Here is a 21,809-nt window from a genome sequence, read left to right as displayed (position 1 = left end):
AATTTCTGTATAATTATCTGAGGTAGGGCCAAGGAACAGATTGCACCTCTTTCAACTCACGAGTCGGACACTGGAGGGGTCTCTTCTTTCACATAGCGATACAGCGTGGCGCGGGAGATTCCCAATGCTGCGCAAATTTCCGAGATGGAATGGCTTTGATCAGCAAACATCCGCCGAGCCAGTGCCACTTTGCTGTTCGTTTTGAGCTTCCTGGGTCGCCCGCCTACGCGCCCTCTGGCTCTCGCCGCCGCTAACCCTGCATTCGTGCGCTCGCGTATAAGGTCGCGCTCAAATTCCGCCAGGGCTCCCATGAGATGGAAGATGAGCTTACCACCTGGAGTAGTGGTGTCGATCTGCTCCGTCAAACTGATGAACTCGATACCACGTTCCTGGAGGACCTTGAGCAGTTCGATCAGATGGGTCAGAGAGCGCCCAGCCCGATCCAGTTTCCACACGACCAGTGCATCTCCTGGTCGCAGATATGCCAGCGCTTCATCAAGCCCTTTGCGCTCTGCTTTGGAGCCAGTCATTTTATCCAGAAACCATTTGTCGCATCCCACTTTTTTCAACGCATCTATCTGGAGCGCCTCATGTTGCTCTTGTTTGGAGACACGCACATAGCCAATTTTCATAATCTCTTCCTTTTGTCTCACGTTTCCCGTCAACTGTCCGACCTGATGAGACTTTGATTATGAGATGAGTTATGAGAATTGTCAAGGAAGATTCCACGCACGTGAAAGTGATACGCAGCCGCTTGAAAGCACAAATGAAACTGTCTCAAGAAACGGACGTTTTCTGACACAGACCTCGATATTACTCGCTCCCTCATTTGGTGTGGAAAAGGCGTGACCACCAGGAAGCTGGCCTGTGCTCTTGATCCGGTTGCCCATCTGTTCCTAGTCGCGATCCCTGCCATACCGCAGTTATCTCTTGCAGTTTGCGCCGCACCCCTTCCGGCCGCAGCCAGCCATAACCCGCATATTGGAGTTGGTGGATGAGATCTTGGAAGTCCTCTTCATTCCAGATAGGTTTCCCACGACGAGTGAGAGTTTGCCGGAGTGCCTGCTCAGTCGGCTCACGATCAAGCGAAAGCGCTCCAGCATATGGGGTGTGACAGGCGAGAAACATCTCTACTATTGGCCGTGCTCCCTCATCCCAATCGCTAGAATCATGCGCTTCAAGTTCCCAATCCAGTTCCCACACGCGCACGGTCTTATCCTCGCTACCAGAGGCAAGCCAGCGGCCATCGGCACTTAAGCTCACACCGAGAACAGAAGCGGTATGGCCCTCAAAGGTGCGTAGACACTGGCCTGTGCTCGTCTCCCATAAGCGCACGGTCTTATCCTCGCTACCAGAGGCGAGCCAGCGGCCATCAGTACTCAGATTTATGCTGGAGACAGGAGCAGTATGGCCCTCAAAGGTGCGTAGACACTGGCCTGTGCTCGTCTCCCATAAGCGCACGGTCTTATCCACACTACCAGCGAGCCAGCGTCCATCAGCACTCAGATTTATGTTGGAGACAGAAGCGGTATGGCCCTCAAAGATGTGCAGACACTGGCCTGTGCTCGTCTCCCATAAGCGCACCGTTTTATCCTTGCTACCAGAGGCGAGCCAGCGGCCATCGGCACTTAAGCTCACACCGAGAACAGAAGCGGTATGCCCTTGAAGGATGCGCAGGCAGTGGCCTGTGCTCGTCTCCCATAAGCGCACGGTCTTATCCTCGCTACCAGAGGCGAGCCAGCGGCCATCGGTACTCAGACACACAGAATGTATCTCGGAAGTATGGCCCTCAAAGGTGCGTAGACACTGGCCCGTGCTCGTCTCCCATAAGCGCACTGTTCTATCCCCCGGGCGTACTATATTTGTATCTCTCCACACCAGGGTATTTCCCTGTCGTACTGCGTAATCCACCAAACGCGCTATTATATCCCAACTGCCAGAGGCGAGCCAGCGGCCATCGGCACTCAGACACACAGAACGTATCTCGGAAGTATGGCCCTCAAAGGTGCGTAGACACTGGCCCGTGCTCGTCTCCCATAAGCGCACCGTTTTATCCTTGCTACCAGAGGCGAGCCAGCGTCCATCGGCACTTAAGCTGATGGAACGGAGTGGCTCTGGTAGAGTCATAATTCTGGCGAGCCAACTAGCACGGAGATGGATTTGCGAGCAAACAGAGGAAAGTTTTCTCCATACTTCCATACTTTCAGGATGACGTTCCCATCCCGGCAATGCTCGCAGTTGACACGCCAGATGTAATGCTCGGGAGAACTGATTCGCGCTCCATGCCTGCTTAACCTGTTCGAGCAGATGAAATGCCTGCTGCTCAATCTGTATCACATCTTTCTGAGCGTGCACACGTGATGGAGAGAATGCGGCGCGAAAAGCAGAATCTGGACGCTTCCACAGATGCACCGTCCCATCCAGACTACCAGAGGCAAGCCAGCGGCCATCGGCACTTAAGCTCACGCTGGAGACAGAAGCGGTATGGCCCTCAAAGGTGCGTAGACACTGGCCTGTGCTCGTCTCCCATAAGCGCACGGTCTTATCCAGACTACCAGAGGCGAGCCAGCGGCCATCGGCACTTAAGCTCACATCAGGGACGGAATCGGTATGGCCCTCAAAGGTGCGTAGACACTGGCCTGTGCTCCTCTCCCATAAGCGCACTGTTCTATCCTTCCCGCCAGCAGAGACGAGCCAACGCCCATCGGCACTTAAGCTCACGCTGCAGACAGGAGCGGTATGGCCCTCAAAGATGTGCAGACACTGGCCTGTGCTCGTCTCCCATAAGCGCACCGTTTTATCCTTGCTACCAGAGGCGAGCCAGCGGCCATCGGCACTTAAGCTCACACCGAGAACAGAAGCGGTATGCCCTTGAAAGATGCGCAGGCAGTGGCCTGTGCTCGTCTCCCATAAGCGCACGGTCTTATCCTCGCTACCAGAGGCGAGCCAGCGGCCATCGGTACTCAGACACACAGAATGTGTCTCGGAAGTATGGCCCTCAAAGGTGCGTAGACACTGGCCCGTGCTCGTTTCCCACAGCCTCACCGCCTTACTACTCAGCCGTACTGTGTTATTCCCCTCCATCACCATCTCCCAACTACCAGAGGCAAGCCAGCGGCTATCAGCACTCAGGCTCACTGATTCTACCTCATTGGTATGGTCTTGAAAAGTGTGTAGGCACTGGCCCGTGCTCGTCTCCCACACCAGCAAAGCGCCTTTAAAACAGCCAGCGGCGAGCCAACACCCATCAGCACTCAGGCTCACTGATGTGACAATAGAAGAAGTCTGCAAGATACGTAGAGCGGGCTGTCGGGTTGCGTTTTCTGAGTGGATCAGCGTGAGAAGGCGCTGGATTTCTCTCTCTGTAGGAGCCTGACTTGCAGCCTCCTGCAGCAAGGGGCGCGCGCGTTCCATCCATCCTTGCTCCAGATACACCTGGGCCAGCAAAGAAGAAACCTGCCACAATGGCTGGAGCGCACGCAACGCATCCAGACGATATACCAGGGCATCATCGGGTAGCTCACCCTGCCGCCAGAGCACGAGACCCTGGTTGTATGTCGCCTCCAAATGTTGGGGATCAGCCTGCAATGCTTGCTCCCAAGCCCATTTCGCCTTCTTGACCTTCCCCAGATCATACAGCGACAGCGCGCGGTTGTTGAGACTATCTGCGAGCATCTTCGCTGGTTGAGGCATCGGTCGGTAGTAAGCTTGCCCTATCAGGCGCTCGTAGATGGCTTGCAATGCGGAAGCCACCTCCCACATGGTAGCTGGACGATCCTGTGGCTGGAACTGGAAGCAACGCCCCAGCAGTGTGACCATCTCAGGAGGCATGAGCGGGATCACTGCGTCCTGTGGTTGGTGGCTAGCGAGAGCTTCACGGGCCGCAACTCCCGCCATCCATATCACTTTCCCCACAAACATTTCGAGCACGGAAACACCCCAACTCCACATATCCGTTTTGCGGCTCAAGGGCTGGTGGGTTGCCTGCTCAGGAGAACAATACGCGGGGGTCATCCCTCCTGAACTGACCAGGATACTCTGCCCCTCTCCCTGGATACTTCCCTCACCAGCGAGGAAGCGTGCCTTTGCTAGGCCAAAATCGGTGACTTTGACAAGGCCCTCTCCCGTCATCATTACATTGGCTGGCTTGATATCCTGGTGGACCAGTCCTTGTTCATGAGCGTAGTGCAACCCCCAGGCAAATTGAATCGCCACGTCCAGGATGCGTTCTAACGCCTGTTGCTGTCCCCCTTCATAGAGCTTGCGGCTGCGAATCCACTGGGAGAGGCTACCTCCTTCCGCATATTCCGCGAAAATGCGTGGGATGCCTCCCAAGGTGCGAACATAATAGCAATTCACGATATGAGGATGCAGTCCCAGGGTGATCCACGTTTCTGCCTCCCGGATAAAGTCCTCTTTTCCACCCTCTCTGGCAAAGAGGGCCAATTTAGGGCTTTTGACCGCCAGATCCACTCCCCAGACGCAATGGTGCACCTTGTAGACTTTGCCCATACCGCCTTCACCCAAAACAGCAGTGACCTCGTAAAGATCCTGGATGCGATCTCCTATATGCCATTCCTGCGGTACATCATTATCTTGCATATTGTGCTCCTTACGTGACATTCTGTCAGATCATTGTCGCGGGAAACGAAGGTTTTTGAGACACCTCATCATTGAGTTCTGGTTCAACCTGGCCCAATAATGAGATTCTGGCGAGCTGTCTCGACCACTTCTTTCGTGATCACCTGGAGTTTGTTCGCCGTCAACACATGCTCTACCTGGAGCATGAGGCGATCAATCAAACGCAGGTTCCCACGGGTTATCCGCACAATCGTGGCAACCGCCTCTTTATCGGTAAAATCATCGGAATGCGGCCTGACCCGATGGCCCCAGCGCTTGCCCAAGAAATCGTGCATTTCCTCCTCGGATAACGGCTCCATCTCATGGGCGAAACCAACTCGTGAATAAAGTTGTGGCGCGCGCATGAGGCGTTTTTCCAGGCCAGGCATGCCCAGGAGCACCAAGCCAAACTCTCCCCGATCTGCTAGATCACGAATGACCTCAAGCCCAGCATCCCGGAGCCGGTTGGCCTCATCGACAATTAACAACTCGATCAGATGGGAGAAGCGGCGTGTCACCAGAAAATCTTCGGTGCCTTGATGGCGCTGATTCGCAGCCTCCACCAAATACGAAAAGGCGGCGAACAAGGTCAGCACCTCCTTTTCGATGCGTGAAACCGAGGCTGACACAGGAGGCGTATAGAACACCGTTCGACACTCCTGGAGGGAACTGATCATGGGAGTTGAGGCGAAAGTAAATGGTCTGTAGGGATACATCCCGTCCATCGCACTCCGTCCGGTAAAGGTGATCAGGGATTCTGGTAAATAGGGTTTAAACAGGTTCCACTGTGCGTACTGTTTGGCTGACTCTGTTTTGCCCGTGCCTGGCGGACCATAGCCCAATCCGACGACACGAGCCTGCCGACAAGCATCGCACATCTCTCCAAAGCGACGGGAATTTTTCGTCGCGACAAAGTGTTGAGGAGTCCCCCCATCCTGCTCAGTCATTGATGTACCTCTTGAGTTTTGTCCGCGCTTCGACTGGCGCGGGCTCTGTCACGACCGTTTTGGGTGGAGGCGGTGGAGCATGATGCATCTCCACATAGCGATTGACCATGGCTTCTCGCGTGTTCAGCTCTGCTCGAACCTGCTTGCGGCGGGCCGTGCGGGCCTGCTCAATCTCTTTCAATGTCACTTTTCGATCGCTCAGTTCAGCACAAATTGCCCGGCAGAGAAACCGATCCCGATAGAACACATGGATCTCTCCCATATCAGCAGGGTCATACCTGATCAGAACCTCCTCTTTGACAAAGGCTGCCAGGGTGATATCCATATAACGATGATTCTGAAAATGAATCCCGTCTTGCTGGACGCGGCGTGTCTTGGCTACGGTGAGCAGGAGCAGGTCCAGTTGTTCCAGGGATGTAGGCATGCGAGGGACATACCCGCCAGCTTCCCATCGATCCTTGGGGATGAACCCTGTTTCGCTATGGACTCGGTGATGAAAGTCCTCCAGTAGCCACTTGCGGAAGCGTTGCTCAAAGGCTGGTAAGGTGAACACCGCTTTAGCTTCGGGATAGCCTTTTGGAGAATAGCCAGGCACGTCTTGCAAAAAAAGTTGATCGACGCTGCGGAAGAAACGCTCCACCTTGCCCCGTCCACGTGGAACGCCAATTTTGGAAAACACTAATTCCATGCCGATATCTCCCGCCACCTGCTCCAGATGCTTGCTCGTGAAGTCAGAGCCATGGTCGGTGTAGAAAACGGTGGGGATGCCACACGCAGACCAACGGGGATCGTCTTTGCTCCAGATGGCCTGGCGGAGAGTGAGAGCCGTGGTCAGAGCGGTCGCAGCCTGGAAACTGAGTCGATATCCCACAATCAAACGACTGTAATCATCTTCAATCGCCGTGAGATACGGCTTGGCCGGTTTGCCTTCTTCATCGAGAAGCATCACATCCAACGGAGTATGATCAGCCTGCCACATGGCATTAGCGTGGGTGGCCTCTCGCCGGTAGAGTAAATCAAACGCTTCTCGGTAAGCGGCAGCTCCCTGGTGAGCAAGGGTCGTCAGTGCGGGATCGAGGTTTTTGATGATCTGGCGGACACGCTCGTAGCTTGGTGGCTTCCATCCTTGGTCTTTGGCAATCTCAACCACTTGGCGATGAATTGCAGCCGCTGAACGGGGAGGTGTTTGCAAGGCCAGTCCTTCAACCAAGGTGATCGCTTGTTCTGGCAGGCTACGAGATTTGCCTTTATCTGAGCGAGCAGCAGGAGCCAGTCCAGCTAACCCTTTCTCTCGATACGATTTGATCCACCGCTGCACCGTACTCAAAGACATCTGATGGTCACGGGCAATCTGCGTCTGCGAGACTCCTTCTTCCAAGGCAGGACGCAATACGGCAAAGCGTTCCAGGGCCTGCCTTCGTTGTGCCTCCGAGAGGGTGGTGAGCGGTATCGATGGTTCTCCCATGATGAGTACGACATCCTTGCATCGAAAAGGCTAACAGCACCATTCCTCTAGTATACCCTCTACCTCAGATAATTGTACAGAAATTACCCTACAGAATTTTGGGATTTACACCTATATCCTTCAAAAGGAAGGTGTTCGATGAACTGCAAACAAGGCAGTAATGCCTGTGAACGCATGGTATCAAGTGCATCTGCAGCCTCAAGATACTCCCCACGGGCCAGCTTCGTATAGGTATACCAAGTCCACCCAGAGGTATTGTCAACTTGAGAATGTAGCGGAACACTATGTTAAAATAGCCTCATGAAAACAACAACCACTGCTCCCAATTACAGAGGCTACCGCTTCCCGCCCGAGATTATCAGTCACGCAGTCTGGCTGTATTTTCGCTTCTCCTTGAGTTTCCGTGATATTGAAGAGCTTATGGCGGAGCGCGGCATTGTTTTGACGTATGAAACTATCCATCAGTGGACGTTGAAATTCGGGCAAACGTATGCGAATGAGCTCAGACGCCGTCATGGTAAGATGGGCGATACGTGGCATCTGGATGAAGTCTACCTGAAGATCAACGGAAAGACCCAGTACTTATGGCGAGCTGTTGATCAGGACGGTAACGTCCTCGATATTCTCGTGCAGAGCCGACGCAACACACAGGCAGCGAAGAAATTTTTTCGAAAACTGCTCAAAGGGCTTCAATACGTGCCACGAGTGATTATTACAGACAAACTGGCCAGCTACGCCGCTGCAAAGAGAGAGGTCATGGCAAGTGTCGAGCATCGACAACACAAGGGCTTAAACAACCGAGCGGAACGCTCGCATCAGCCGACCAGACAACGAGAACGAACGATGCGGCGGTTCAAATCAAGCAGTCCAGGCCCAACAGTTTCTCTCCGCATTCGGGCCGATTTTGGATCACTTTCGGCCCAAACGGCATCGTCTCACTGCAGAGAATTACCGTGCTCTCATGCAGGATCGTTTCCTGGTTTGGAACGAGGTGGCCAGAGGAAAGACGGCTGCCTAACAGCGATCCATTCCTTTCAATCCTCCGCTTCTCTCCTCTCCCTTTTCTCTTCTCTTCAAAAAAGCTCTTCTGTTTTCTCGCCAAGTTGACAATACCTGCTATTACCAGTTCATGAGGAACGGTTTCTAGCACCTCAAGCAACATAGCGATGCTGTCCTTCCCGTCACTCACGGAGACGACAACCCGTGTTGGCTGAGGCTGGCCAGCAAGGTATTCATCCAGGATAGAGAGGCTCATTGTTCCACCTCGCAAAAAAGCCCTTACAGCAGGTGCTATAAGGGCTGGTAAAACTAGACAAACATCATTTTGAGTTGCAATGGGTGTATTGTAATGGGGTATTGATCGGAACGAGAATAACCAGTCACGAGTAGCCGCGTGATTGCAGACAAAGCGTGATGGTTAAAGACTCTCTTCCTTCTCTACGACAAGCCAGCAATAGTCGCTCGGCTGTTTGAAACCTAATATGGAGTAAGGGATTTCTGGCTGCTCGTGTTCTAGAAGATAGCGCAGGCTCTCAGGGCGCTTGGCATAGAAGCGTTTTACACAACGCAATGCACTCTCCATGGATCGGAAACGTACCATTGGCTCTTGAAGTGGGGGAAATGATCGGTACTGAAAGCCATGACTGGCAAACCAATGATACTCCTGTGGCTGTGGCCAGATCATCACGATTTTGCCACCCGCTTTCGTCACACGCCACAATTCGGCCAATCCAGACTCCCCTCCCTGGGTTTCCTTTGGCTGGAACGATGAGCAAGATAGTGCCAGATCGACGCTGTCATTTTCCAGCGGCAAGTGATCAAAACCTCCCTGACGAAGGACCACACGCTCAGATTCTCCTTCGCTGAACAGCCTATGTTCCAGAATACGTAATAACTCTGGAACAGGATCTACCGCATAGACCAGTCTTGCTCCATGGCGTAAACACTCGAAGGTAGCACGTCCACTCCCTGCCGCAGCATCAAGGACGATGTGATGATGTATATCAGGCTCCAACTGCTCGAAGATGCTTGGATGCAATACCTCACCTTCTGTTAACTCGTGGTACCATTGAGGGGTTTTCCAGTAGGTCAAATCCCAGAAGAGCATGTTGAGCACATATTCACGGGCTTGACGGATCTGATCGCCTGATATTGGGAGGAGCAATATTGTTCGAAAGTAGGCTTGTTGCTCAACTGGAAGATAGTATTCGATACGCTTGATTATGATATCTGGTACGCCGTGGAGACTTTGAGCAAGGCGCGACACTTCTAGTTCCGTTCCTTTATTTGCCAGCAAGCGGTTGTAAGGTGGGGTCATCAAAGACCATAATATCTTCGATATGGAAAGGATTCTCGAAGAGTGAATGGAAAGGATTCTCGAAGAGTGAATCCATTTTCGGCTCTTCACTCGCATCCTCTAAAAAAGGCCATGTATCCATTTCGGCTCCTTTTTCTCTGTTTCTCTTAGAGAGTGCCTTAAGCTGGATTTCATGGAAGGGATTTGTGCGAGCAAGACATGCATTATGCAACAAAGAAACACTCCTTCTACTTACGGCACTCACAAGCATCTCATCTCAAGACACACTCTTATGGTAACACAAGTGTCAGTGTTTTTAGGGGTAAGATAGGGTCAATTCATCTCTTTGCAGGTCTCAAAACGCTGCTGTAGAGATCCCGGCAGTGACGATGACTGATAGGCTCAGCACGTTGCAGGAGAGGAAAAAGCGTCCTCTGCTCTGAGCCGCCGATCCAAATCTCCCTGCTGAAAAATCCATCGGACCCCTCAGCCGATGAGGAGGAACGTTAAGCGGAGTCTGTCCTCTCGTGGAGCGTGTTTCCTTTCTCCTGGTAAACCGCTTTGGTACAGGGAAGGGAAAAGAAGAATGTGGAGCCAACACCTTCCTCCGACTCAAAGCTGATCTGCCCCCCATGTCGCTCAATGAGTTCTCGGCAGAGATAGAGACCCAGCCCTGTACCACGGATACCAGCGACACGCACATTCTCGCCACGAACAAAGCGCCCAAAGAGGTGCGCTTGCTGGACACGCGGAATCCCCATCCCCTGATCGCGGATGCGAAAACGGGCTTCGTGCGTTTCCGCGTGTTCCTTAAGCGTTATCTCAATTGGGCCACCCTCTGGACTGTACTTGATGGCATTGGAAAGCAGATTGGACAGGACCTGTTCGATCCGGCAGCTATCAATCATAACCCACAATTGGGCAAGGGAGGTGTGGAATGTGAGCTGATGTCGGTCGGTCGTCGCCTGGATCTGCTCGATCACCTGCCGAGTGAGGGCCACCAGATCGGTCGAGCGCCGTTCCAACTGGAATTGCCCCGCCTGCACCCGAGTGACATCTAACAGTTCCTCTGTGAGGCTGGCTAAGTGCCACGAGGCTTGCTTCATCTCCTGCACCATTTCCCTCTGCCAGTCGTCTAGCTCATGTTCTTTTCCACGGGCCGCGCGTATGAGCAGGCGATCGGCATAGCCCGCGACGATGGTCAAGGGAGTGCGTAGTTCATGCGTTGCCAGACTGATGAATTGGTCTTTGAGCCTCTCCGCTTCTTTGAGGGCGCTCACATCCTGATAGACCACCAAAACCACCCGCTCTGCTGAAGGAAGCGCCGGTGTCATCTCCTGGGGAAGACGAGGAAGCAGGGAGAGACTTGTAAAGGGGATCGCATCCACCATGACCGGAAGACGGGTGCCATCAGGTCGGCGGATCACCAACTGGCGGTAGAGCACGGGTTCACCAGAGGCCATGGCACGACTGCCTGTCAAGTCGTCCAGTGGGAGCGGTTGCCCAGTTGGGGTGAAAAGCAAAATACCGTGCTGGTGCAGAAACTCCTCCTGTGGTTGGCCTCGTGGCCATTCTGCGCCCCAGAGAACCGCCGCCGCATCATTGGCCATCAGTAAGCGCAATTGAGGCCCTTGCACCAGGAAGGGTTGTGTTGCAAAGATGACGCTAATGTGATACGTTTGGGCTTATTTTCTGAAGAGAGGCCCTGTCATGGAAAATGCCAAACTGTTCAAATGGCGTCATGCGCGAAGCGGAGCTCATTTTGCTCTGTGTTCGTTGGTATCTTCGGTATGCTTTAAGCTACCGAGATCTCGAGGAGATGATGCGGGAGCGGGGCCTATCCATCGACCATACGACCATCTATCGCTGGGTTCAGCACTCTGCTCCAGAATTGGAAAAACGCTGTCGGCTTCACCTGAAAGCCTGGAATGATTCGTGGAAAGTCGATGAGACGTACATCAAAGTCAAGAAAGTCTGGATGTACCTCTATCGCGCAGTGGATTCTGAAGGAAATACGCTCGAGTTTCTCCTGAGCCCAACGCGGGATGCCGAGGCTGCCAAAGGCTTCTTCCTCAAAGCCTTGCAACGCACAACGTGTTCTCCCCCTCAAGACCGTTTGCCCCTGGAGCTCATGAAAGATCCCTCGGCAGAGGATGCGGTTCAACCCACCGCTTCTGCTCGTTTTGAGGTCCGCAGAATGATCCCAAGAGTGATCAATGTCGATAAGAACGCAGCCTATCCCAAAGCGATTGCTGGGCTTAAAGCAGCCGGAGTGCTGCCTGAACACGTGGAACTGCGGCAAGTGAAATACCTCAACAATCTGATCGAGCAAGACCACCGGTTCATCAAACGCTTGACCAAGCCAGGAATGGGCTGTTTCTCCTTCGAAACAGCCTGGCGAACCGTACAAGGCTTCGAGGTGATGAATATGCTGAGGAAGGGGCAGGTACAAGGGGTGGCAAAAGGAGATGTCGGAGGGCAGGTCGCGTTGGTTGCCACACTGTTTGGAGTGGCCGTGTAAGAACGATTGTGATGAACAATCACGTCCAGTTTCTTCCTTTGCGATTTCTTGCAACACAACCAGCCCGTCTAGCACGCAACGCAAGGAGAGACACCTCTGGGCAGGTCCTGATCAAACTGTTCGGGGTTCCCAATGACTTCGCGTGCTTTCTCGGGCTCACCGTGGGCTAGAGCGTACGGGACCATCTCACCCGCGTTCGCGCGGAGAACCTTGGGGTTTCTCTCTTTCTGCATGACGTATGAACAGGACTCGACAGACGCCTCCCGTATGGAAACACATCTTCGGTCTGGCAAACCGCCACCAGACGAAGAAGCGGTGCGCAACAAGCGCGTGCCCATCGCGACGAGGAGAAAGGTTGTGCTACAATAAGGGAGAGAATGAGAGAGAAAGGTGAGACTCATGTCACAATCCTCATCCCGCGAGGCCATCCTCTTTTGCCGCTATATTTTGAGTTCGCTCGATCGTCTGGTACAATGCCTCGATGGGCTTGACGAAACCCAGCTCAACTGGCATCCTCCTGCTCCGCATGCGAACAGCCTGTATATCTTAGTCGTTCACACGCTTGGCAATGCGGAAGAAAATCTCCTCTGGACGCTGTTTGACCAGCCGAGTCAGCGCAATCGCGAGCAGGAATTTGTCATGGAAGGCCCGTCCACAGATGCCTTGATGACCCGATGGAACGGCTTACGTGAGCAATTGCAACAGGCGCTCCTGAGCCTTTCCTCCCTTGACTTAGAGCGGGAACATCTTCATCCTCGGCGTGGCTCGATCACTGGGCTTGATCTGTTGATTGTGGTTGCAAGACACGCAGCTGAGCATTTGGGACAAGCAGAATTAACTCGTGATCTTGTGCTTGCTGCAACTCCTCGGTAAGCTTCTTGCAGCTCGTTCGTCGCCAACATTCGGAGCATGTCCTTCCCCATGTCGTAGGGAATGGATAACGACTTCTCCAATCTCGTTGCGCATCGCGTGGGAAATTGCTCCCGCATGAGCGCACGAGATGCTGACGCATGAAGCCGATGTCGTCGTGGTCGAAAGTGGTCTGAGATGGGTCCAAAGGCAGAGAGAAAGCGTTGCGCATGACCAGGGGATGTGAAGCGGCGCATGCTGCGTTCTCGTTGTCGTGTCGGTTGATGGGAATTCTCAGCTCGATGGTTGAGGCCTTTGTGCTGCCGGTGCTCGCGACTTTCCATGATCTCCTTCTTGCCTGGCAGCGGCATAGCTGGTCAGTTTGTCGGTAATGATCCCGCGTGGCACATATTCAAGTCCTTTGAGCAGTTTGCGGAAGAAGCGTGTGGCTGCTTGTTTGTTGCGTCGACTCTGGACCAGGATATCAAGCACGTTGCCATCCTGATCGACAGCCCGCCAGAGGTAGTACTGTTGCCCATTGATTTTGAGAAAGACTTCATCCACATGCCACTTGTCCCCTGGCCGAGCACGCTGGCGCTTGAGCTCATTGGCGTATTACTGTCCAAATTTCAGACACCATTGGCGGATGGTTTCGTAGGTGAGCATAACACCACGCGCAGCTAGAAGCTCTTCAATATCGCGCAAACTCAAGGAGAAACGAAAATACAGCCAGACAGCATGACCGATGATTTCCGGTGGAAAGCGGAATCCTTTGTAGGGAGCCCCTGAAACATTCTTTTTCATGGAGTCATTGTATCATACTGTTCAGTTTTCTATGAGGTGGGCTCTCCAAGTTGACAATACCCCATTCCGATATGGAGCACACGGGCTGGTTCGAGTGCTCAGAGCCGATGCTCAACCAGCTGCACGAAAATGTCATCTGGAGCATGCGCGGCAACTTCCTTGATGTCCCAACCGACTGCCCACAGCGCGATGAGCGTCTTGGCTGGACCGGCGATCTCCAGGTCTTCTCGCCTACCGCCACGTTCCTCTACAACTGTGCTGGCTTCCCGCTGGCCGACCTGGCCGCCGACCAGCGGGAAGTTGGCGTTGTGCCCTTCGTTGTGCCAGATATCCTCCACTGTGCGGGTGGCTCAGCGGGCGGTGCGGCGGTCTGGAGCCACGCGGCGGTAATCGTCCCCTGGGTGCTCTGCCAGCGCTTCGGCGACACGGGCATCCTTGCTCAACAGTTCGAGAGTATGCGCTCCTGGGTCGACGTGATGGCCGAGCGTGCAGGCCCAGGTCAGTTGTTCTCAAATAGGTCCCACTCTCCTTTGCCATCAAGAGGTGCGAAATCACCTCAGGTTCATCCTCCTTTCTCTGAACGCCGCTCATCCAGCCAGATGAGCGGCATGCGTTGCTGGGTCAGGTGCTCAAGCGCGCAAAAATTAAGTAAAATGATGGACATCCAGATCCAACACATGCCCGATCCAGGACCCTTTCCAGGTGGCAATGCGTGGGTGTTTTCCCCTACCGGGTCTCGCTGAGGGCTCGCTCGATTCGGTTTCTCTTTCGTCCCCGCCCTGTACCATTGGTCGAAGAGGTATCGTGAGGTGGCTGGATTGGTTTTTCAAAGGGTGTTGGCGAGTTCAGGAACTGTTGTAGATCCTGCTCACTTTTTGCCTGTGCTCGCGCTACTCGGTGTTCTCCGGTCCGTGCTCCCAATGTGCCATCACGACTTCTCAGTGCTCGCACAATCAGTCATATGAGAGGTCGAACTGCCTCTATGACTGCTGCACCTGCATCATCTCCGGTGGTTGCTGCTCGTTGTCCTGAGCGAGAGGAGTTGAAAGCGCACGATAACCACGCTTGAGCATTACGCCTATGCCCCCAAGCAGAATCAAGGTGAAGAACGACAGCGAAATGCAGAGCAGTTGCCCATTGTCTCCAAAGATGCCGCTTGTAGGCATCATGTGGAGAACAAAGTCCTGCAATTCATGAGCGTTCTCGCTGAAAAGCAGTTGTTGCCAGCTTGCTATGTTCCAGATAACGGTGGCGAGTAGGGAGACAATGAGTGGAACAGTAAGCACTGCAGCATAATGGAGGGAGCGGCGCAGAAACGGCTTTGGCAACTCATCGGTTCCGGTGGCAAGCAGCAAAGCGCCAAAGCCCAGGAAAGGAAGCAGGCTTGCCCCGAGGGCATAGAGAAGAATCTGAAATTGAGGGAGGGAATTGTCGTACCATGTTGGGTTAATGGTATCAGTAAAGAGACGACTCAGAAAGAAGCTCAGCGTCGGAAGCAGCACCACGACCCCCACCATCGTAAGCAGACCTTTCTGGCATGCTTTTATGGCCTGCCATCCTTTGATGAGACCAATGAACAACCCACTCCCAGCGATTTCAAGTACCATGAGAGTAGAAGGCAGGGAAGACAATGTGCTCTCCTGAAAGAAGGTGATATGGTCTGGAATCAAGAAAGAAATTGGCGCGGAAAAGAGGAATGGTAATGCCAGCAGAGGTAGACACAAACTCGCAAGCGCGAAAAGAAGAAGTGGTAAGCGTCTCGTAGATGGCGCGCGCTTCACAATGCGAGCAACAAAGAAGAGAAGTGCGACCAATAGGAGAAAGAATTCAATTTGCAGTGAGTAAGCCGCGATATGGTTACTGATAGAGCCTGGGTTATCCCATCCAGGGTTGATCTGGAGTTGAATAGCCTGCGAAACATTCAAGCCATTCGGGTCATTTCCGACGGGACCCCCTGTCGGGGGGACACTTCAGTGGTTATTATATTCATGTATGGCACTGAGAGCGATTGCCAGACGAACAGAGCGACGGTGAGGACGGTCAAGAGGGCCACAAAGGCGGTGGCGGTAAGCTTGACATCACGTGGAGAGAAAGCACTGCGCTGGCTGCGATAGTGCGGATCGAGCCGCGCGTCGAGGGCTCCGAGCAGCAGATCGAAGATGGTCAAAGGGGTGATGATGTGCTGCTCGAGAACGGCGAGCATCTCCTCTTCATAGCGTTCGCGCCAAGCGCGCGGATAGAGTCGCAGGAGGGTTCGGTTCAATTTCATGTGCGTTTCCTTACATCGATGATCGTGAGAGCGTGCATCAATACGCTCATCATGGAAGCTGGCGGAGCGATGAACCTGCCTCAAAATGTCCTCTCCGGCAGGAGTGAGAGCGTAGGGACGCAGGGAGTACTCTGGTGCGAGCGGCTTTATCCAGCCCTGGTGTTCCAGAGAAGCCAGGACGCGGTAAAGCGTACCGGGTTCCGGGAGCGTTCTGGTTGTCTGTTCAAGTTCCGCGAGCAGGTCTAAGGTATGCCTGGGTGCATCCTCAAGGCAAGCAAGTATGCGTGAAGCAAGTTGGGCGTAGCCGATGGGCAACTGTGCCTGTTGAGACCTCATCTGGATACCTTCTCTTTCTTCAGTGAGCGCTACGTGGTCGAGAGGCGCTGTGAACCAACGGTGACGATGCGACTCATCGTCGCGATCTGCTCGCGCAGGGCGGTCACTCCGGCGGCGGTAATGCGATAGGGCCGCCGCCGCTCTTCAGCTGGAAGCGGCTCAATCCACCCTCGCCGTTCCAGGCGTGCCAGCGCGCCATAGAGCGTGCCGGGTTCGAGCCTGGTTCCACTGAACTCCGCGATATCCTCCATCATGGCATACCCATGCTTAGGACCGCTCGCCAGGCTGGAGAGGATCAGCAATGAGGGGTCGGAGTAGCGCCTCAGGTCGAAGACATCTTTCTCTTTGGGCATCGTCAAGAACCTCATGAAGTTATGTAGTATGACTTTATATCGTGCTGCTTACTAATTGTGGTTGAATAATACCATGCCAACGTGCAGAACGCAAGGGGAAAAGGACCAACATCTCTTCTTTGAGAGGGGGTCAGAAGGCAGAAGAAAGATCTTTCATAAGCGCACCTTGGTTGTGATAAGAGCTTGTTCGGGAAGAGATGAGTACTCTCTCCCAGACGGGTCAGCATGCTCACTCTCATTGCGCATCACGTGGGAAATAGCGGGAGTCGAAAAACTCAATGTCGAAGTCTGGGGGAGCAGGGGGAGGACTGGCATGGATGGCGAGGATCTCTTCTGGAGCCATGACGACCTGGAGGGAGAAGCGGTGGGCAGCGGGTGGACCGAAGCCAAGGAACTGTTTGCCGTGTCCGGTCGGGCTGAGCCACTCGAGGCTGGGAAGACATGGGAAATGGCAGACCAGCTGCAGCATGACAAAGATGTGGTGTCCAGATTCCATCTCGGCGAGTGTGGCGGTGAGAGAAACCAGACGCTCGATGTCGAAGGCAGGTGCTCCTGGCGATGGTGGGTTGGAAGCCCTCAGGGGATGCACTCGGGAATGTTACATGTCGAAGAGCAAATTGAATTGCGTCCGGAGCATGAGGCGCAGTGAAAAGGAACAGATGGAAACGGAAAGGATACTATGACAAGACAACAGCAGGTACCCTCCCAAGGGCCCGATACGCCCTGGTTAATCGACCAGGTCCTTCACGCCAACGAAACCCACCCGTGTGCCGTGATAGGAGAGCCAGGCAGCGGCAAATCGTTCCTTCTCGTCGCATGGGCCCTCGCGTGTGCGACGGGTACTTCCTGGCTTAGGTATGCCGTTGTGCAGCGCAATGTCAATGTTGTGCGTCCCGATGAGGGGATGCAGGATTTTATGCATCGCGCGCTGGCGTGGGCCCAACTACAGCCAGAGACCCCTCCACCCACGAACAGCGCGCTGGCGTCTATGAAGTCAAGGACCGCGAGCTTTTTGTCATCCAGGAGCGTGGAGAGAGAACCGGTATCATCGTTGGAGCTTGGAGAGAAATGAAAAAGCGCATAGGATAGAAATAGAGTATACTTGAGGCACTAAAGTAAGAAGCACCAGGGCGAGCATCTCTCGTCAAATCGGCTCGCCCTGGTGTGATCGGAGAAGAGCAAGGCTCTTGCTTTCATGATACCAGATGAGGATGGAAGAATGACATTTAACACACAGCAGTTATTGACCTGGCCGCGTGTCCATGAGTGGGCAGAACAACAGGAACCCGGCGCGATCGTCGGCGAGAGCTGCACCAACAGCACTTGCCCACTCGCCAACTATCTACGAGATCAGACCGGCATCCATTGGAGTGTAGGCTCAAGTATCCGGCCAGCAGACGGTATGGTACAAGATCGCTTGAACAAGCCAAAGTGGGTACAGAGGATGATTGATCGAACTGACGAGGCCACCGGTAACAAGAGCGGTCACGTCACACGAGAGCAGTTGCTTGCAGTGCTAGAGCAGGTGAAGAACGAAGCGGAGCCATATACACCCTCATCCTCTGATGAGGGCCTCTTCTTGACGCTCCTCACAGGTCAGGTGTGCCAAAAAATTCAGAGCGAGTACTCAGCTGGTCGAATCGCCGACCTGGAGACCTACAATTGCCTGTCTGAGATGGCGAGGAAGGCTGATATGCAGGCGAGGAAGCTTCTTCAACTTTTAGAAGGCTGTCAACAAAGAGAGGAGAAATAGAGCATGCCAAAACGTGTACCGCATGTGGGTGTTGAGGTTCGCAAGAGCGTAGCGAGCGCGCCCGCCGAGAGCGGTGCAACACTGGAGGAGGAAGCATACCGGTTGCGTCTGGAGGAGCGTCGCATTGAGGGGTTGCGAAGCGAGCTTGACCTGCGGCAGCAGTCAATGGTCTATGCGCAGTCGATTGCGTGTCAGGTGCTTCAATGGCTGCATCCTGATCTTGACGAGGAGATGGTGCTGGCCATGGCGCAGCAGATCCCACTCAAGGGGGAGGAGCAGGAGCAAAGACGTCTGCGGCGAGTGATGGAGGTTAGTGCTCGGTCACGTGATGGCGCAGCGGAGCTTCCAGCCGAGAATATTGTGTCGTTGTTTCGGGAGAGAGGAGCAGGAGGAGCGTGATTGGTCCTGGGGGATAGACCGGGTGGACAGTAGGAGGATATACTGCTGCTATTACCCGCGAGCCAAGAGTTTTATCCATGGTTGGAGCGTGAAAGAGCGAGTCCTGATGACCCGCTCTTTTTTTCTAGGATCGTAAACTTGCCTTAGAAAGTTGTTTTTCCAGAGCAGCCAAGTAGGCGAGAGGATCTTTGCGAAAGCGAAGCTGTTTGCAGCGAGCTTCTTGACGAGAGGAAACTTCGGAGCGCAGTTGTCGCCAGCGGGCCAGATCAGAGGGAACAAGCTCCTCCTCGCTGAAAAGATGCAAGCGGGTGGCAAGTGCTGCTGTCAAGCGAACGGCTCCCCGCACTACCAGAGCCGGAATGGCTCCTTTGCGTCCAGTCGCTCGGCGCTCCCCTCGACGAACGGCCCCAAAGGCTTGTTCCAGGTCATTGTTGGTTTTGGGAACATCGGCCACCTGGTAGCAGCAAAAGAGATGAGGCCCATAGCTCTGAGTGACCTTCAAGAAGTGCGAGAGGGCCTCTCGACTTGCCTGATGCTGCTCCGCGTCCTCTCGCATGCGCATCAGTTCCCTCTCAAAGCGCTCTTGGACCTCTTGTGCTGCTTGCTGCTCGTGATTGCTGAGCACCTGGGCCACGGCCCAGACATGGGCAAAGAGCGGATGAACAACGGCAAACAGCGCCTCCGTGGCCTGTAATCCCTTGTCGAGCAGGTGCTTCAATCGTCCAAGCTCTCGTGGAAGCCCCCTTTTTGAGCCACGCGATCCAACGACTCGCTGATGGCTTGCAATCGTTGCTGCAAACGCAAGCCCGATGCCGAGAGCGGAGGCATTCCATCATCAGTCAGGCTGGCACGAACCCCCAGGCAGTAATCATGAATCACCTGAGCCTCCTCATCGGTTCTCCCCTCGACGGCTCGCTCGATGGGCCGCACCCCACGAACCTGCTTTTTTAGCTCCTTCTTGGCATGGCGATCTGCCTCGTAAATGGGCTTGGCGGCTTCACGCAGATAGTGAAAATGGCAGAGTTGATGAGGTATCTCGGGAAAGGCCGAAGCGACGGCACGACGAATGGAAAGCTGCCCATCAGAAACCACAGCCAGGAGAGGAACAGCCAGCAGGTCTTTGACCTCGGTGAGCAAACCCGCCAGATCCTCTTGACTTGAGCTGAGAAGCGCTCGGGCCAGCACGATCTCTCCGGAGAGGACCTCGCGGATGACCCAGAGCACCTCATGACCCACATCCGGCTGTAACCCATCGATGGCGAGAATCACACGTCCTTGGGAAGCGAAGCGGGCTTGCAGCCGGTGTCGGCTAGAGAGATGCAGGCTCACCAATTCCTCATACCGGTGCATCAGATGCTCGACGGTCCGCTCACAGACTGGCACTCCTTGCTCCTGCAACAGGCGTTGGATATGGGGAGCTGAACGATGATCGCGGTAGCGCAGATGCCCCACATACGCAATCAGATCCAGACCGCATTCCCCATGAGGAAGTGCCCACCGACCTTCTTCTTCGGCTCGATACGGCTGTTTGTACGCCTGACAGGTTGCATTGGGGCAGCGGCGAACGACGATGCGTAGCTGAACGAACCCCTGCATCGTGAGCACCTTGCGTGTTCCATGATAGGCGACCGGCATCCAGTGGCCGCATGAGCGACAGTGCTGCTCCTGTGGCTCCAAACGAATGTGCTGCTCTGCTTGGGGACGAGGCACTCTTCTTCCTCTCATCTGCGCTTTCTCCTCATTCACCTCTTTCTCTCTAGTTTACTCCTTCCTCCAAGCTCAATTTACGATCCTAGTTTTTTTGCGGGTTGCGCAGCAGGCGGGAATGCGAGAGCGCGTCTGTTGTGGGAAAGGGACGTGTGTGGAAGGGTAGCAGTAGCAGCAGAGTGCGTAGGGGAGTGGAAGACAAGGGAGGAGAGGGATGCCTGTGGTAACGACCGATAGTTGTATGGTTACTGCCTGTGGTGTGGGCTTGGCGGAGGGTGTCTGTCATGGCCTTCTGCTCGGATGGAGGTTCTTGCTGAAGCGGGAGGAGCAGGTCGCGAAGGTCGGCCATTATTTCCAGCATTAAGAGGCTAGCGCAACTGGCGTGATATGCTGTCTTTGCATGGCCTTGGCCAACGAGAAGCAGAGGGGAAGATAGTGTGCGCGAGCAATATCCACACTTCTGGAACAGGTCTCCCTGCTCAACGAGCTGGTTGTTTCCTTGAATGGGTTCTGTCAGAACTGAGTGCATAAAAGCCGACAGAAAGAGGTGGCAGTCTTTCAACACATCATCCATTGAGCTAAGAAGTTATCAGTAGCAGGAGTCGCAGGACTACAAGTTTTTCGCAAAACAACCGTCGTTGCTCCGGAAGAGACAGGGTTTCTCTCATGAGAGAACGTGGGCGAAAATAGTTGCGTAATTCATCAAAAGCACGACAAAAACGTGCCGCTGAGGCGAAATTCCCAAATCCACGCATTGGATAGTAGCGTTGTTTTATACCCCGATGGTCTTGCTCCAAACGATTGTTGAGGTATTTATTGGTTCGATGTTGTACACTACTCCCAAGTACCTCACGTACGGCTCGTGGATAAGAAGCATGACCGTCAGTTGTCACCTGTTCTGGAGTGTGGCCAACCACAACGAGAGCCTGTTTGAAAAACTGCTGGGCGGCTTCCATATCGCGTTTCTCGCTCAAGCGAGAATCAACCAGGTTGCCCTCAGCATCAATGGCGCGATAGAAGTAGCACCACTTTCCATGGACTTTGATAGACGTCTCATCCTCATACCAGGATCTTCCCGCCTGTCCCCATCGTTTTCTCCGCAGATGGTCTGCCACCAGAGGCGCAAACCGTGCTTCCCAGTCCCGAACAGTTTCATGGGTAAGCACGATACCCCGCTCCAGAAACATTTCAGCGAGATCCCGCAGGCTCAACTTGTAGCGAAGCCGCGACAGGACAACCAGCAGAACCACATCAGTGGGATAGTCTAGGAAATTGAACGGCGTTCCGGTACGCTCGTTGAAGCGGCGTTTGCAAGCTGAGCAACGAAACGTTCGATAGCCAAGGGTGGTCTTCTGGGTTTGTTCGTTGGTGATGGTCGAGGCGCAATGTGGGCAAGGCATGAAGCACTCCAGATTAGAGAAGGTGTGCCCTCAGCATACCTGTAAACGACCTCCAAGACAAGCCCTTCTCTGATTTCTGACAGAACCCTA

18 protein-coding genes and 4 pseudogenes are annotated in these 21,809 nt (G+C 54.0%); 9 read left to right on the top strand and 13 right to left on the bottom strand.

Annotated features, from left to right (window positions below; translation table 11 throughout):
• Positions 1-56 precede the first annotated feature (56 nt).
• The 4 genes from JMJ16_RS50230 to JMJ16_RS50215 all read right to left on the bottom strand — a co-directional run bounded on the left by JMJ16_RS50230 (position 57) and on the right by JMJ16_RS50215 (position 7,032).
• Positions 57-632 carry a recombinase family protein gene (locus tag JMJ16_RS50230; RefSeq protein WP_201393935.1) on the bottom strand — a complete coding sequence of 192 codons (576 nt, stop codon included), beginning with the start codon at positions 630-632 and terminating at the stop codon, positions 57-59.
• A gap of 193 nt (positions 633-825) precedes the next feature.
• Positions 826-4,602: a serine/threonine-protein kinase gene (locus JMJ16_RS50225; RefSeq protein WP_236602110.1), complete on the bottom strand. Its 3,777-nt coding sequence runs from the start codon at positions 4,600-4,602 to the stop codon at positions 826-828.
• An 83-nt stretch (positions 4,603-4,685) separates the two neighbouring features.
• Entirely contained in the window at positions 4,686-5,567 is an 882-nt protein-coding gene (locus JMJ16_RS50220) for an AAA family ATPase (protein ID WP_201393925.1), read from the bottom strand.
• Entirely contained in the window at positions 5,560-7,032 is a 1,473-nt protein-coding gene (locus JMJ16_RS50215; RefSeq protein ID WP_201393924.1) for a Mu transposase C-terminal domain-containing protein, read from the bottom strand. Before JMJ16_RS50215 ends, JMJ16_RS50220 begins: the two co-directional genes overlap by 8 nt.
• Positions 7,033-7,332: 300 nt before the next feature.
• Here JMJ16_RS50215 and JMJ16_RS50210 point away from each other — a divergent pair.
• Positions 7,333-8,050, top strand: a pseudogene (locus tag JMJ16_RS50210) (IS6 family transposase).
• Positions 8,051-8,449: 399 nt separating this feature from the next.
• On the opposite strand, the gene JMJ16_RS50205 reads toward JMJ16_RS50210, so the two are convergent.
• The 3 genes from JMJ16_RS50205 to JMJ16_RS50195 all read right to left on the bottom strand — a co-directional run bounded on the left by JMJ16_RS50205 (position 8,450) and on the right by JMJ16_RS50195 (position 10,950).
• Positions 8,450-9,349, bottom strand: coding sequence for a class I SAM-dependent methyltransferase (locus JMJ16_RS50205; RefSeq protein ID WP_236602145.1), 900 nt, complete (start codon positions 9,347-9,349; stop codon positions 8,450-8,452).
• Positions 9,315-9,563, bottom strand: a complete 249-nt coding sequence (locus JMJ16_RS50200) for a hypothetical protein (RefSeq protein WP_201393920.1) — start codon at positions 9,561-9,563, stop codon at positions 9,315-9,317. The genes JMJ16_RS50205 and JMJ16_RS50200 overlap by 35 nt, the downstream gene beginning before the upstream one ends.
• Before the next feature lie 271 nt (positions 9,564-9,834).
• Positions 9,835-10,950, bottom strand: a complete 1,116-nt coding sequence (locus JMJ16_RS50195; RefSeq protein WP_201393918.1) for a cell wall metabolism sensor histidine kinase WalK — start codon at positions 10,948-10,950, stop codon at positions 9,835-9,837.
• A gap of 88 nt (positions 10,951-11,038) precedes the next feature.
• On the opposite strand from JMJ16_RS50195, the pseudogene JMJ16_RS50190 reads away from it, so the two are divergent.
• A pseudogene (locus JMJ16_RS50190) lies at positions 11,039-11,849 on the top strand (IS6 family transposase).
• Positions 11,850-12,248: 399 nt separating this feature from the next.
• The gene (locus JMJ16_RS50185) at positions 12,249-12,722 is read left to right on the top strand and encodes a DinB family protein (RefSeq protein WP_201393916.1); all 474 of its coding nucleotides are present in this window, start codon (positions 12,249-12,251) and stop codon (positions 12,720-12,722) included.
• Between the two features lie 101 nt (positions 12,723-12,823).
• Here JMJ16_RS50185 and JMJ16_RS50180 read toward each other — a convergent pair.
• A pseudogene (locus JMJ16_RS50180) lies at positions 12,824-13,502 on the bottom strand (IS6 family transposase); the annotation flags it as partial.
• Between the two features lie 62 nt (positions 13,503-13,564).
• Here JMJ16_RS50180 and JMJ16_RS57710 point away from each other — a divergent pair.
• A pseudogene (locus JMJ16_RS57710) lies at positions 13,565-14,002 on the top strand (alpha-L-rhamnosidase); the annotation flags it as partial.
• Positions 14,003-14,482: 480 nt separating this feature from the next.
• Here JMJ16_RS57710 and JMJ16_RS50170 read toward each other — a convergent pair.
• From JMJ16_RS50170 to JMJ16_RS50160, 3 genes are all read right to left on the bottom strand, one after another.
• Positions 14,483-15,133, bottom strand: coding sequence for a hypothetical protein (locus JMJ16_RS50170; protein WP_201393906.1), 651 nt, complete (start codon positions 15,131-15,133; stop codon positions 14,483-14,485).
• Between the two features lie 290 nt (positions 15,134-15,423).
• Complete coding sequence (locus JMJ16_RS50165) at positions 15,424-16,107, bottom strand: PadR family transcriptional regulator (protein WP_201393905.1); 684 nt, start codon at positions 16,105-16,107, stop codon at positions 15,424-15,426.
• A gap of 29 nt (positions 16,108-16,136) precedes the next feature.
• Positions 16,137-16,460: a PadR family transcriptional regulator gene (locus tag JMJ16_RS50160; protein ID WP_201393904.1), complete on the bottom strand. Its 324-nt coding sequence runs from the start codon at positions 16,458-16,460 to the stop codon at positions 16,137-16,139.
• Between the two features lie 313 nt (positions 16,461-16,773).
• Here JMJ16_RS50160 and JMJ16_RS50155 point away from each other — a divergent pair, with 313 nt between their 5' ends.
• The 4 genes from JMJ16_RS50155 to JMJ16_RS50140 all read left to right on the top strand — a co-directional run bounded on the left by JMJ16_RS50155 (position 16,774) and on the right by JMJ16_RS50140 (position 18,612).
• Positions 16,774-17,109: a hypothetical protein gene (locus JMJ16_RS50155; RefSeq protein ID WP_201393903.1), complete on the top strand. Its 336-nt coding sequence runs from the start codon at positions 16,774-16,776 to the stop codon at positions 17,107-17,109.
• Positions 17,110-17,139: 30 nt separating this feature from the next.
• On the top strand, positions 17,140-17,532 hold the full coding sequence (locus JMJ16_RS57705; RefSeq protein ID WP_201393902.1) for an AAA family ATPase: 393 nt from the start codon (positions 17,140-17,142) through the stop codon (positions 17,530-17,532).
• A gap of 147 nt (positions 17,533-17,679) precedes the next feature.
• Complete coding sequence (locus JMJ16_RS50145; protein WP_201393901.1) at positions 17,680-18,213, top strand: hypothetical protein; 534 nt, start codon at positions 17,680-17,682, stop codon at positions 18,211-18,213.
• A gap of 3 nt (positions 18,214-18,216) precedes the next feature.
• Positions 18,217-18,612, top strand: coding sequence for a hypothetical protein (locus JMJ16_RS50140; RefSeq protein ID WP_201393900.1), 396 nt, complete (start codon positions 18,217-18,219; stop codon positions 18,610-18,612).
• Positions 18,613-18,736: 124 nt separating this feature from the next.
• On the opposite strand, the gene JMJ16_RS50135 is transcribed toward JMJ16_RS50140, so the two are convergent.
• Positions 18,737-20,247 (bottom strand): ISNCY family transposase gene (locus JMJ16_RS50135; RefSeq protein ID WP_201386145.1). Its coding sequence is split into 2 segments (ribosomal slippage): positions 18,737-19,347 and positions 19,347-20,247, totalling 1,512 coding nucleotides; the frame shifts between segments, so codons are not numbered across the junction.
• Positions 20,248-20,533: 286 nt separating this feature from the next.
• On the opposite strand from JMJ16_RS50135, the gene JMJ16_RS50130 reads away from it, so the two are divergent.
• Entirely contained in the window at positions 20,534-20,683 is a 150-nt protein-coding gene (locus JMJ16_RS50130; RefSeq protein ID WP_201393898.1) for a hypothetical protein, read from the top strand.
• 214 nt (positions 20,684-20,897) lie between these two features.
• On the opposite strand, the gene JMJ16_RS50125 is transcribed toward JMJ16_RS50130, so the two are convergent.
• Entirely contained in the window at positions 20,898-21,719 is an 822-nt protein-coding gene (locus JMJ16_RS50125; protein ID WP_201393896.1) for an IS6 family transposase, read from the bottom strand.
• Positions 21,720-21,809: the final 90 nt, after the last annotated feature.

This window comes from Ktedonobacter sp. SOSP1-52, assembly GCF_016587395.1.
Note: the sequence above shows the minus strand (reverse complement) of the source record. Positions and strands in the feature narration are given on the sequence as shown.